The organism is Streptomyces flavotricini, from assembly GCF_020639365.1.
Taxonomy (GTDB): domain Bacteria; phylum Actinomycetota; class Actinomycetes; order Streptomycetales; family Streptomycetaceae; genus Streptomyces; species Streptomyces flavotricini.
On sequence record NZ_JAINUL010000001.1, the window covers coordinates 1,870,188 to 1,883,686 of the forward strand.

Consider the following 13,499-nt stretch of genomic DNA (forward strand, 5'->3'; position numbering starts at 1 on the left):
GTGGCCGCCGACGTTGTCCAACACCCCTGCTCCCTTGTCTCGCCGAGCACCCAGCGCGGGCGAGCTCGGGCCGCGGCCGCCCGGGGCTGCCGCGGCAGTCCTTGCCTTCACGGCCGGCTCTCCCGAGGTGAACGTGTGGGTGACCGCGCTCCCGGAAGCGGGCTCGGGCCTCGCCCGTGACCTGGACCGCGAAAGGACTTGAACCTTCCTCACAGCGCGGTGGCGAGGGCTTCCGTCCGATTGAATGAATGCCGTGACACATGCTCTGGGTTTCGCCGAGAACGACCTGCGCCGACTGGCGGGGGCGCGCTCCTACGAGCGGGGGCTCGCCTACTTGTCCGCGATCTCACGGCTGGAGATCGGAGACGAAACGATCACCGCCATCGTCGACGGAAGCAACACCTACCAGGTGGAACTGACCGAGGACGAGGACAGCGGGCTCTCCGGCTGGTGCGACTGCCCGTACGGCCAGGAGGGCAACTTCTGCAAGCACTGTGTGGCGGTCGGCCTGGCCGTCCTGGGGCAGGCCGAATCCGTACCGCAGCAGCGGTCGGCCGCCGCTTCACGCACCCGGCTGCTGGACGGCTGGCTGGAGTCCCGCACCCAGGAGGAGCTGCTTGCCCTGGTACGGGAGCAGCTCGCCGACGACCGTGACCTGCGGCGCCGCCTGGAGTTGCGCGCGGCCGCCGCTGGCGAGGACACCGGCGTCGTCCGCGAGCGCGTTCTGAGCCTTCTCGACACCCGCCCCTTCGCCCGCTACGGCTACGTCGAGTACGCCGACGCCCACGCTTACGGCCGGCAGGCGGCAGAGGCGGTCACGGCACTGCGAGCACTGACGGCGAGCGGCCGGTCGGCGGACGCGGTGGAGGTGGCCCGCGAGGCTCTCCAGAGTCTGGGCCGCGCGTACGGCGAGATCGACGACTCGGACGGGCTGGTCGGGGACGTGGCCACCAGGCTGGCCGAAGCCCATCTCGAAGCCTGCCAGACAGCGCGGCCCGACCCGGTGGAGACCGCCGAGTGGCTGGTGCCGTATCTGCTGAACGAGGCGAACGACACCACCGACATCGACCTCTTCGACTACCGAGAGGTGCTCGGTGACCCGGGCCTGACCCGGGCGCGCGCGCTGGTCGTGGCTGCCTGGCGGGCCAACCCGAAGGGGTGGGCGGAGAAATACCTCATGGAGCACGCCCTGAAGGCCGACGGCGACAACGTGGATGCACTGATCGCGGTACACGCGGCGGACCTCGCCCCAAGCGGCCGAACTCACCTGGTGATCGCCAGGGAGCTGGAGGCGGCGGGCCGCGCGGGCCAGGCCCTCGAGTGGGCAGAACGCGGCCTGCGGGAGACCGTCGCCGAATGGGGACCCGACGATGATCTGGTCAACTTCGTCTGTGAGCGCTACGAGCAGGCCGGCCGTCTGGCCGACGTGGTCGGGGTCCGCCAGGATCTGCTGCGCACCCGTCCCTCGCTGGCCGCCTATCAGCACCTGCGTACGGCGGCGCGTGCGGCCGGCACCTGGGAGAGCGCCGAACGCACGGGCGCCTTGGAAGCACTGAAGGCCGTCGCCCAGCCCAAGAAGGGCCGCTGGTACAACGGCTCCGTGCTGGTCGACGCGCTCATGGACGACGACGACCTCCAGGCCGCCTGGCAGGCAGCCTCCGGCGGCTACGCCGACGAGGGTCAATGGCTCGCCCTGGCCGACCGGATCCGCGACCGGCAACCGGCCAACGCGCTGAACGTCTACCTGCGCCAGATCGAACCGCTGCGCAGGCAGACCGGTGACAGTACGTACGAACGCCTTGCGGAGCTACTGCTCAGCGCCCGCGCCTGTCATCGCTTGCTGGGTTCGGAAGCCGAGTTCGCCAGCTACCTGGCCGCCCTACGCGCCGACCAGAAACGCAAGCGGAAGCTGATGGCCATTCTTGACCAGCACGGGCTCTGAGTGACCTACCCGCTGCCCGCCGCCGAGGTGCGCTCCGCGTACCAGGACATCCCGGTGCCGCTGCCCTGCGGGCAGGTGACCACATAGCCCTCGTTGGTCGCGATGACGGCCGCCGCGCTGGGCCTCACCGGCTGTGAGGGGGTGCTGGAGACCGCCCTGTTGCGGCTTGTGCAGACCGCAGTGAGCGTCGAGCGCTGGCCGGACCTGGCGGCGGAAGCCCGGCGGCGGCTGACCGCGCAGGCGCGTGTGCGCCGCTTCGCCCGGCCGGGAAGCCGGCGCGCTACAGCTGGTGGGCGCACACCTACGGCAGGGTCGGTCACGTTCGAGTCCTCTCGCCCAGCGAAACACTCCTGCCGACGCTAGGAACCCTGAGATCGAACTCTGCCGAGATGGCGATCGCTTCGCCTGAACGAAGGAGACGAAGCTGCCGCCGCCTTACTCTGCACCCTCGTCATCCGGTGGATGACTGAACCCGCGTCGCTGGCGAGGACGGGCGGGTGCGGCCTCGACGAGGTCGGGCTCCACGTGAGAGAGGCCGTCACGACGCGCCGACAAGCACCCTAAGCCAGCAACATGCGTGACTGCCGGCGGTTGTGCTTCCGTGAGCAGCCCCAGGGGCTGATGCTGACCGTTTGCTGACCAGAGCCCCGCCACCACGCCGCTGACCTGCGGAAACGTCCAGATGTCAAATGTAGGACTTGAACATTGTCCGAAACATGAAACAACTCCCGAAATATGTGCTCCCTGCCCGCTTTCCGCAGGTCAAGGGCGGTCTCCGGAGACTACAACGATTCGCATGTCCGGTCAGCTCCCCGGGTCTTTCAGGACTCCTGGTGACCGGTGCCTTCGCCCGCGGCTCGCCGGCCGCGGGCTGAACACCATCAGCGCACGGCCGAAGTCTCCGGCGTGGGGCGGGAGGCCATCGGCTCAGTCAAGCGTGGCGAGATGGTCGGCGTCGCCCCCGCGCCACTCGATGAGGAAGATGGTCGCGTCGTCGCTGGTGATGCCGCCCCGCTCCTGTTTCAGCGCGTGGGAGAGAGCCCGCACCACCGACCGCACCCCGGTGTGGTCACTGACGACACGGTTGGTCCACTCGATGAGTTGCTCCTCGCCGAACTGCTCCCCGCCGGCTTGGTGCTCCTCGATCAGGCCGTCGGTGAAACACAGCAACCGGTCCCCGGGTTGCAGCACCCGCTCACTGACTACCGGCTGCTCGCCGCCGAAGCCGACCGGCAACGTGGTCGGGCTCTCCAGCCGGTCCACCACGGCGCGGTCACGGATCAGCAGCGGTGCCGGGTGACCAGCATTGACCCAATGCAGCTGGCCCGTGGCGATGTTCAGACGCATCATCTGCGCGGTGACGAAGTGTTCGTGGCCGAACTGTTCGTTGATGGCCCGGTCCATGAACGCGTACACCTGGGACAGACCGGTGTCGGCCCGTCTCGAGTGGCGATAGGCGCCGATGGCCACCGTCGCCATGGTCGCCGCGTCCAGGCCGTGGCCCATCGCGTCGATCATGGCCACGTGCAGGATGTCGCCGTTGAGGGCGTAGTCGAAACTGTCTCCGGCCGCCTTGTACGCGGGCTCCAGGATTCCGGCCACCTCGACCTGCGGAACCGTCATCGACAGCGGAGGCAGCAGCGACCACTGGATCTCGGCGGCCACGCTCATCGGGGCGCGGCGGCGGGCCTGGAAGAACAGATCGGTGTAGGCGTCTTTGGTGACGATCATGTCGGCGACCAGACCGGCGAGTCTGCGCAGCAGCCGCCGGTCGTCGTCATCGACGCTGTCCAGGGTGACGGACATGACCCCGACCTGGTCACTGCCGTCCAGCAGCGGCAGGTACATCCGCACACTGCCGTCCTGCGCCACCTCTACCGTTTTGCGGCTCAGGAACGACTCTCCGGCCGGGGAGTCCTCGATCGGTTCGGGGTCGCCGACCACCAGCTGCCGGCCCGGCAGCGGCACCAGCAGCATCTGTTCGTAGTCCTGCAAGAGGATCGAGAGGTCCCGGCCGCCGACCCTGGCCACCTCCTCCGCAACGAGCGGGGCGATCAACTGGGGCGGCATCTCGTGCGCCCGGTCCAGCAGCACACCCAGCAACCGCTCACCGAACCCCTCGGACCGGTCCACCCGGAACGTGGTCGGCTTCCGCCCTCCCTCGGGCATCGCTGATTGCACCCCTTCGTACCGCTGCCTCGGGAAACTCACTGGGTGTGACGCGCACCGCGCACATCATGCACGGTGGCCGACCCCGGGCCACCGCCGCAACGCCGCTCTCGCCGGCAAGCAGCAGCTCGCCAACCCGCCGCGCCGACCACCACGGCGTCCACCGAGAGCCGCCGCTCCCCGCACCAGCACACGTCTCCGGGGGCGCAGGAGCCACGCGAACTCGGATACGAGCTGCCTCCGACCAGGACAACCGGAGCTCACACCGACGGTCACCCTGAGTGATTCCCATCGGGCTCGCTCTCCCGGGGAAGGAAGCGGCCTCGGGATCGCCACCGCTCGGCCCCGCTGCCGATGGCCCCCAGAGGTTAGAGAATGGACTATGAGCAACCTCCTGGGACCCTTCCGGCGTTGGCTGCTCCGCTCTACCACGAGCTCTTCCCCTCCCCCTCGGCGTCCCCGCTCAGGACACCGGCAGGAGCACGCCCGGCCCCCGATGGCAACGGCGCGGCCGCAGCGTCTGTCCTCCTTGCTGAGCGTGCGCAGCGTGGCCGGGGAGGTGTTCCTCCTGCAGCTGGCCGTCGTGGTGCTCCTCGTGGCCGCCGCGGTGGTGGCCCTCGTGGTGCAGGCCCGGGGCGACGCCATGCTGGACGCCCGGCACCGTACACTCGCCGCCGCCGGAACGTTCGCGGAGTCTCCGGGAATCGTCGCGGCCCTGCGCAGCCCCCATCCGAGCGCCGTGCTGCAGCCGAGCGCCCGGGCGGCCAGTGACATCGCCGGGGTCGACGGCATCAACGTGTACACGCTCGACGGGATCACCGTCGCCCACAGCGACCCGCAGCAGATCGGGAAACGCGTCGTCGGCCCCTTCGCCGGGGCTGCGGCCGGCAAGTCCTTCACCGAGACGTTCGAAGGGTCCCTGGGGCGGTCCGTGGTCTCCGTGGTGCCCGTCAAGGACTCCCACGGAACCGTCATCGCCATCGTCTCCTCCCCGGTCACCATCCAGAACGTCCAGACCATGGTGAACCGGCAGCTGCCGGTCGTCCTCGGCAGCGCTGCCGCGGTGCTCGCCCTGTCCGCGGGCGGGACGGCCCTGGTGAGCCGTCGGCTGCTGCGCCGGACCCATGGCCTGGGCCCGGCCGAGATGACGAGGATGTACGAACACCACGACGCGGTCCTGCACGCGGTGCGGGAGGGCGTACTGATCGTCGGCGGCGACGGACGGCTGCTGCTCGCCAACGACGAGGCGCGCCGGCTGCTGGACCTGCCCATGGACGCGGAAGGGCGCCCCGTCACGGACCTGGGTCTGGAGGAGGCGATCGCCGAGCCGATCGCATCGGGCCGTTCCGCGACCGACGAGCTGCACATGTCGGCCGACCGGCTGCTGGCGGTGAACATCCGGCCCACCGCGCCCTACGGGCAGGCGGGCACCGTCGTCACACTGCGGGACACCACCGAGCTGCGGGCACTCACCGGCAGGGCCGAGGTGGCCCGCGAGCGGCTGAAGCTGCTCTACGACGCGGGGGTGCAGGTCGGAACGACGCTGAACGTGGAGCGCACCGCGGAGGAGCTGGCGGAGGTGGCGGTCCCGCGGTTCGCCGACATGGTCACCGTCGACCTGCTGGACCCGGTGCTGCGCGGCGAGGAGCCACCCGAAGCGAGCACCGAGATGCGCCGCACCGCCGTCGCCGGCCTTCAGGGCGACCACCCGCTCTCCCCCGTCGGCGAGCTGATCCGGTTCGCTCCCACCGGTCCCATGGCCGCCGGGCTGGCCGGCGGCCATGCGGTCCTGGAGGCGGACCTGCGCGCCACCCACCGCTGGCGGTCCCAGGACCAGGTCAACGCCCTGCAGATCCTGGACCGGGGCATCCACTCCCTGATCGTCGTGCCCCTGCGGGCAAGGGGCGTGGTACTGGGGATGGCCGGCTACTGGAGGGGGAAGGACTCCCCGCCGTTCGACGAGGAGGACGTGTCCTTCGCCGAGGAGCTGACCGCCAGGGCGGCACTGTCCGTCGACAACGCCCGCCGCTACACCCGCGAGCACACCATGGCCGTCGCCCTGCAGCGCAGCCTGCTGCCCCGGGGCGTACCGGAGCATTCCGCCGTCGAGGTCGCGCACCGCTATCTGGCCGCCCAGGCCGGGGTGGGCGGGGACTGGTTCGACGTCATCCCGCTGCCCGGCGCCCGGGTGGCCTTGGTCGTCGGCGACGTCGTCGGCCACGGTCTGCACGCCGCCGCCACCATGGGCCGGCTGCGCACCGCCGTGTACAACTTCTCCACCCTCGACCTGCCCCCGGACGAACTCCTGAGCCACCTGGACGAGCTGGTCGCCCACATCGACACCGACGAACAGGAATGGCAGGGGATCACCGGAGCCACCTGCCTGTGCGCCATCTACGATCCCGTCTCGGGGCAGGTGACCGCAGCCACCGCCGGGCATCCGGGCCCCGCCCTGGTCAGTCCCGACGGGACCGTGTCCTTCCCCGAGGTGCCGGTCTCCCCGCCGCTGGGCCTGGGCGCGGGCCTGCCCATGGAAACCATGACGGTCACACTGCCCGAAGGCTCCCGGCTGGCACTCTTCACCGACGGGCTGATCGAGAGCCGCGACCGCGATCCGGACGCGGGCCTCGCAGCGCTGCGCGCCGCCCTGGCGGGGCCCGCCCGCACCCCCGAGGAAACCTGCACCGAGGTGATCAACGCGATGCTGCCCGCCAGGCCCAGCGACGACGTCGCACTGCTGGTGGCCCGCACTCGCCGACTGGATCCCGCGCGGATCGCCGAGTGGGACGTGCCCCCCGACCCGGCGGCCGTGTCCCCGGTGCGCAACTCCTGCGCCCGCCGGCTGTCGGACTGGGGCCTGGACGACATCGCCTTCACCACGGAACTCATACTCAGCGAGCTGATCACCAACGCCATCCGCTACGGCACCGAGCCCATCCGGGTGAGGCTGCTGTACGACCGCAGCCTGGTCTGCGAGGTCTCCGACGGGTCCAGCACCTCCCCCCACCTGCGCCGGGCCGAGGCCACCGACGAGGGCGGCCGCGGCCTGTTCCTCGTCGCGCAGTTCGCCGAGCGCTGGGGCACCCGCTACACCGCCCGCGGCAAGATCATCTGGAGTGAGCAGGCCCTCCACGGCGGGGCCGCCCCTCCCGGGGTGGATCTGGGCGAGGCCCTCCTGGCCGGGTGGGACGACGAGGGGGCCTGAGAACGGGCGGTACGGCAGTCGAAGGGAAGACTGCGGACACCACCGTCCGGGACTGCGCCGCCGGGGCCGGCGAACGTACGCTGGCCTCGATCAGTACGCGACCGCCCGTTATGGAGCCTTCGTGCCCGCACCTCGTGTCCGGACAGTCTCCGTCGCCGCCTGCCTGGCCCTCGCGGCGGCGCCCCTCGGTGGCTGCGGCGACGAGCCTCCCGCCTCGCCGAGAGCACCCGCGGTGGCCACCTCCGCGGCGGACGCCGGCGGCATGGCGGCATTGACCGCAGCGGCCAAGAAGGAGGGCTCGCTCAACGCGATCGCGCTCCCGAGGGACTGGGCCAGCTACGGTGCGTTGATCGACGGCTTCGAGCACAAGTACGGGATCAAGGTCACGACGGAGAACCCGGAGGGCACCAGCCAGGACGAGGTCAACGCCCTGAAGGAGCACAGGGGCGGCGGCCGCGCCCCCGACGTGATCGACGTGGGGGGCTCGTTCGCGCAGTCCGCGGCCCGGCAGGGCCTGCTCGCGCCGTACAAGGTCGCCGCGTACGACCAGATCCCCGATGAACAGAAGGACCCGCGGGCCCGCTGGTACAACAACTACGGGGGCTACGTCTCGATCGGCTGTGACGCCAAGCGCGTCAAGACCTGCCCGGCGACCTTCGCCGACCTGCGCAAGCCCGAGTACAAGGGCCGGGTCGCGCTCAACGGCGACCCCACCAAGTCCGGCTCCGCCTTCGCCGGAGTGTATGCGGCGGCCCTGGCGAACGGGGGTTCCTTCGACGACATCCAGCCCGGTATCGACTTCTTCGCCGAGCTCAGCAAGAACGGAAACTTCATCCCGGTCGAATCCACTCCGGCGACGATCGAGAAGGGCCAGACCCCGATCAGCATCGACTGGGACTTCCTCAACCTCGGATACGCCGACGAATTCCGCGAGAAGGGCGCGGACGTCGACTGGCGGACCGCCATCCCCTTCGACGGCGGCTTCGCCGAGTACTACGCGAACGGGGTGAACAAGGACGCCCCGCACCCGGCGGCGGCACGTCTGTGGCAGGAGTACGTCTTCAGCCCGGAGGGCCAGAACCTCCGGCTCGGCGCCTACGCACGCCCCGTCCTCATGGAGGCGATGAAGAAGGACGGCACGCTCGACAAGGCCGCCGCGGACAAACTGCCGACGGTCGAGGGCACGCCGACGTTTCCGACCGAGGCGCAGACGGAGAAGGCGAGAGAGACCGTCAACCGCGGATGGGCCAAGGCCGTCTCGGGCTGAGGGCGGGCCTCCGGCGGGACTCGACCCGGGCTGCACAAGTGGTGACGCAGAGCGATACTCGGAAGCAGTACGCAGAGCGTACGCAGGGAGTCGTTCCGCGGATCGGGAAGTGGGGCGCAGTGATGCACGACCCGGTGTTCCACGATGCCTCCGGCGTGGTTGCGGAACCGGGCGACGAGACGTACGCCCTGCTGGACGCGCGCGGGGTGGTCATCGGATGGGGGCAGGGGGCCGAGCGGCTGCTCGGGTACACCGCCCGGGAGGTCCACGGGCTGCGCGGGGCCGATCTGCTGCTCACGCGCTCCGAACTCGGGCACGCGGTGCTGCGGCACCGGAGCGGGCGTGAGGTCGAGGTGGCGCTCCACGCGCGGCCCATGACGTCCACGACCGGGGAGCGGCAGTGGCTGATCCAGGCGACCGACACCGACGCCACGCAGCGGCGCGAGCTCAGCGAGGCCCTGATCAGGGGGCTGTTCACCGAGTCCCCTTTCCTCATCGACGTCTTCGACACGCAGCTGCGGTTCATCGCCCAGAACGACGCCCTGCGGCGCGGCGCCGGCTTCGAGAACGAGGAGTTCGTCGGGCGCACGATGTCCGAGGTGGCGCCGCCCGACCTGCTGGACATGGCGGCCCTCGAAGCACGGCAGCGCCATGTCCTGCAGACCGGTGAGGCACTGGTCCAGACCGAGGTACGGGGCCTGCTGCGCGGCGACCCCGACCGGCAGCACGTCTGGTCCGAGACCATCCTCCCGCTGCGTTCCAGCTCCGGCGAGCTGATCGCCCTCGCGCACACCGTGGCCGACGTGACCGAACGGGCCCGGGCGCGCGAGCGGTTGGCGCTGGTCAACGACGCGAGCACGCGCATCGGCACCACGCTGGACGTGCTGCGCACCGCGCAGGAGCTCGTCGACGTGGCGGTACCGGAGTTCGCCGACCACGCCTACGTCGACCTGCCGGCCCTGGTCTTCGGCGGCGAGGAGCCGCTCGTCGGCACGGTGGGCGAGAGCATGACCCTGCTGCGCGCGGCGACTTCCTCCGCACCCGGGATGCCGGTGAAGGCGGCGGTCGCGACGGGGGATCCCGACCCCTTCACCACCGGGCCCGGCTCCCTGTTCACCCGGGCCATGGCCGGCGGCGAACCACTGCTGCTGACGGGCGAGGAGCTGATCGCGGAGCTCGCGCCGGTCGATCCCGGGCAGGCGGCGCGGGTCCGCGCGTACGGGGTCCACTCCTGGCTGCTCGTGCCGATGTCGGCCCGCGGGGCGGTGCTCGGCGCCGCCGTCTTCGTACGGCACGCCCGCGCCCACGGGTTCGAGCCGGACGACGTCCTGCTGGCCGAGGAGATCTCGGCGCGCGCGGCCGTCTGCATCGACAACGCGAGCCGCTACACGCGCGAGCGCACGGCGGCCCTGGCCCTGCGCCGCAGCCTGCTGCCCCAACGGCTGCCCGCACTCGGCGCGTTGGAGGCGGTGTCCCGTTACCTGCCGGCGCACGGCCAGGCGGAGCTGGGCGGCGCCTGGTACGACGTGATCCCGCTGTCGGGCGCACGGGTCGCGCTGGTGGTGGGCGACGCGCAGGGGCACGGCCTGAACGCCGCGGTGACCATGGGCCGGCTGCGGACCGCCGTACGGACCCTCGCGGACCTCGACCTCTCCCCCGACGAGCTGCTCTCCTACATGGACGACCAGATCCACCGGTTCGTGGACGAGCACGGCGACGAGGAGGCCGGCGGCCCCCGTCGCGGCGGTGCGGCCGGGACGACCTGCGCGTACGCCGTCTTCGACCCGATCACCCGGCAGCTGGCGGTGGCGTGCGCGGGCCATCCGCCGCCCGTCCTCGCCCCGGTGGGCGGGGAGCCCGCCATCGTGGCCCTGCCGGGCGGACCGCCGCTCGGCCACGGCGGTTCGCCGTTCGAGAGCGCCGAGATGGGGCTGAACGACGGGGACGTGCTGGTGCTGTACAGCCACGGCCTGGTCGCGGCTCCCGACCGGGACGTGGACCTCGGCCTCGAACGCCTGCCAGAGGCGCTGTCGGGCATCGCCCTCGCCCCGCCGAACGGGCTCGACCAGGCCTGCGACGCGGTGATCGGCCGGCTGCTCCCGGTGCTGCCGCAGAACGACGTGGCCGTGCTGATGGTCCGCCTGCACGAGCTGCCGTCCGAGCACCACGTCACGTGGGACCTTCCGGCCGAGCCGGAGATCGTGGCGCGCGCCCGGACGCTGGCGACGCGGCAGCTGGCCCTGTGGGGCCTGGAGGCGCTGGAGTTCACCACGGAGCTGGTGGTCAGCGAACTGGTCACCAACGCCATCCGCTACGGCAGCGACCCGATCCAGCTGCGGATGATCCGCGACCGCGAGCTGATCTGCGAGGTCTCGGACGGCAGCAGCACCTCCCCGCACGTACGGCGCGCGGAGGAGACCGACGAGGGAGGGCGCGGGCTGTTCATGGTGGCGCAGCTGGCCCAGCTGTGGGGCACCCGCTACCACGCCCGCGGCAAGACCATCTGGGCCGAACAGCCCTTCCCCGAAGGGTTCCTGGAGGAGGCCGGAGCCTCCCCCAGGAAGGGTTGAGCGCCGCGCCGCGCGGCGGGAAGCGGCGGCCCGGCCCGATCGACAAGACGCCCCCTAGCCGGCCGACGCCTGCCGGTACGCCGCCGCCGGGACGGGGGCGTGGCCCGCGGGCCGGGTGGTGAACGTGCCCCGGCCCTGGGTGCGGCTGCGCAGCCGGGACGCGTAGCCGAACAGCTCGGCCAGCGGCACGGTGGCGGTGACCGCCGTGGTCCCGGCCCGCGCGGCCGAGCCCGAGACCCGTCCGCGCCGGGCCGCCAGATCGCCCAGCACCCCGCCGACGGCTTCGTCGGGGACGGTCACCACGACCTCGGCCACCGGTTCCAGCACCTCCATCCCGGCGGCGCGCAGGGCCTCGCGCAGCGCGAACCTGCCCGCCGCCCGGAAGGCCATCTCCGAGGAGTCCTTGGAGTGCGTGGCCCCGTCGGTCAGCGTGACGCGCAGGCCGGTCACCGGATGACCGCCGAGGGGGCCCTCGGCGAGCGCGTCCCTGCAGCCCGCCTCCACGGCGCGGGCGTACTCCTGCGGCACCCGCCCGCCGACGACGGTCGACCGGAACTCGAACGCGCAGTCGCCGCCGGCGCCTCCCGTGCCGCCGACGCCGTCCGTCGGGCCCTCCAGGGGCTCGACGTCGAGGACCACATGGGCGAACTGGCCCGCGCCGCCCTCCTGCTTGACGTGCCGGTACACCAGACCCGACACCCCGCGCACGACGGTCTCCCGGTACGCCACCCGCGGACGGCCCACGTCGATCCGCAGCCCGTGGCCGCGGCGGATCTTCTCCACCGCGACCTCCAGGTGCAGCTCGCCCATCCCCGACAGGACCGTCTGGCCCGTCTCGGGATCCGTCCGCACCACCAGCGACGGGTCCTCCTCGACCAGTCTGGCCAGCGCCGCGGACAGTCGGCCCGTGTCGGCGCTGCCGACCGCCTCGACCGCCACGGACACCACGGGGGCGGCGGACTTCGGCGGTTCCAGGACGAGCGGCGCCTGCGGGGAGCACAGCGTGGACCCGGCGCGGGTGCCCTTGAGCCCGACCACGGCGACGATGTCCCCGGCCACGGCCTCGTCCACCTCGGCGTGGCGGTCGGCCTGCACGCGCAGGATCCGTCCGATCCGCTCGGTCCGGCCGGTGCCCGCGTCCAGCACGGTGTCCCCCTTCCTCATCGTTCCCGAATAGACCCGCAGGCAGGTCATCCGTCCGGTCGCCGTCGCGTTCACCTTGAAGGCGAGCGCGGCGAAGGGCGCCGCCGGATCGGCGGCCCGTTCCTCCACCGCCGCGCCGCGGGTTCCCCGTACCGGCGGCATGTCCACCGGCGAGGGCAGGTACGACACGACGGCGTCCAGCAGCGGCTCGACACCGCGGTTGCGGTAGGCCGACCCGCAGAGCACGACGACGCCTTCGCCGCTCCGCGTCAGGTCGCGCAGCGCGGCGGTCAGCGTGGCGGCGGAGAGTTCCGAGGTGGCGCAGTACTCCTCCAGGGCGGCCGGGTGGAGTTCCGCCACCCGCTCCTCCAGCATCCGCCGGCGGCCGCGGGCCTCCTCGTAGAGGGCATCGGGCACGGGGCCCGCCGCGAACGAGTCCGGCTCGTCGCCCCAGACCAGCGCCCGCATCTGTACGAGGTCCACGGCGCCGCGGAATCCGTCCTCCTGCCCGATGGGCAGCTGCACGACCAGCGCGGCGACGTGGAGCCGCTCCTGCACGGACGCGACCGCCCGGTCGAGGTCGGCGCCGACGCGGTCCATCTTGTTGACGAACACGAGGCGCGGTACGCCGTGGCGGTCCGCCTGCCGCCATACGGACTCGCTCTGCGGTTCGACGCCCGCGACGGCGTCGAACACCGCGACCGCTCCGTCGAGTACGCGCAGGGAGCGCTCCACTTCGTCGGAGAAGTCGACGTGTCCCGGTGTGTCGATCAGGTTGACGTGGTGGCCGTCCCACGTACAGCTGACGGCGGCGGCGAAGATGGTGATGCCACGGTCGCGCTCCTGGGGGTCGTAGTCGGTGACGGTCGTGCCGTCGTGGACCTCGCCGCGTTTGTGGGTGGTCCCGGTGGCATAGAGGATGCGCTCGGTGACGGTGGTCTTGCCGGCGTCGACGTGCGCGAGGATGCCGAGATTGCGGACGGTGGTCGAGGTGTTCAGGTGGGTGCGCATGGCCCGAGGTCTTTCCGGAAGTTCGTGAAAAGGGCGGCGCGATTTCCGGCGGACGAAGGACGTGCGGGGCAGCACGGAGGAACACGAAGGAGCCCCGGTGCGTAGCCGTGCCTGCCCGGGCGTGCGGGGACGCACCGGGGCGGGGGTCGTGTCAGTCGTCGCGGACATCCGATGGCGGCCGCGCAGCCGTCA

At 71.7% G+C, this 13,499-nt stretch carries 7 protein-coding genes; 4 read left to right on the forward strand and 3 right to left on the reverse strand.

Going from position 1 to position 13,499, the window contains the following annotated elements:
* Positions 1–253: 253 nt before the first annotated feature.
* Positions 254–1,942, forward strand: coding sequence for an SWIM zinc finger family protein (locus tag K7B10_RS08630; protein WP_229335417.1), 1,689 nt, complete (start codon positions 254–256; stop codon positions 1,940–1,942).
* A gap of 5 nt (positions 1,943–1,947) precedes the next feature.
* Here K7B10_RS08630 and K7B10_RS40770 read toward each other — a convergent pair whose 3' ends face one another.
* Both K7B10_RS40770 and K7B10_RS08635 read right to left on the reverse strand, forming a co-directional pair.
* Entirely contained in the window at positions 1,948–2,070 is a 123-nt protein-coding gene (locus K7B10_RS40770) for a hypothetical protein (protein ID WP_267501354.1), read from the reverse strand.
* A 799-nt stretch (positions 2,071–2,869) separates the two neighbouring features.
* A complete protein-coding gene (locus tag K7B10_RS08635; RefSeq protein WP_229335419.1) occupies positions 2,870–4,111 on the reverse strand; it encodes a PP2C family protein-serine/threonine phosphatase in 1,242 nt (413 codons plus the stop codon).
* Between the two features lie 496 nt (positions 4,112–4,607).
* Between K7B10_RS08635 and K7B10_RS08640 the strand changes: the two genes are divergently transcribed.
* The 3 genes from K7B10_RS08640 to K7B10_RS08650 all read left to right on the forward strand — a co-directional run bounded on the left by K7B10_RS08640 (position 4,608) and on the right by K7B10_RS08650 (position 11,153).
* On the forward strand, positions 4,608–7,316 hold the full coding sequence (locus K7B10_RS08640; RefSeq protein WP_229335421.1) for a SpoIIE family protein phosphatase: 2,709 nt from the start codon (positions 4,608–4,610) through the stop codon (positions 7,314–7,316).
* Positions 7,317–7,437: 121 nt separating this feature from the next.
* The gene (locus tag K7B10_RS08645; protein ID WP_229335423.1) at positions 7,438–8,583 is read left to right on the forward strand and encodes an ABC transporter substrate-binding protein; all 1,146 of its coding nucleotides are present in this window, start codon (positions 7,438–7,440) and stop codon (positions 8,581–8,583) included.
* 122 nt (positions 8,584–8,705) lie between these two features.
* Positions 8,706–11,153: a SpoIIE family protein phosphatase gene (locus tag K7B10_RS08650; RefSeq protein ID WP_229335424.1), complete on the forward strand. Its 2,448-nt coding sequence runs from the start codon at positions 8,706–8,708 to the stop codon at positions 11,151–11,153.
* A 54-nt stretch (positions 11,154–11,207) separates the two neighbouring features.
* Here K7B10_RS08650 and fusA read toward each other — a convergent pair whose 3' ends face one another.
* Positions 11,208–13,307 (reverse strand): elongation factor G, encoded by a 2,100-nt coding sequence (gene fusA, locus K7B10_RS08655; RefSeq protein WP_229335425.1) that lies wholly within the window; start codon positions 13,305–13,307, stop codon positions 11,208–11,210.
* Positions 13,308–13,499 lie beyond the last annotated feature (192 nt).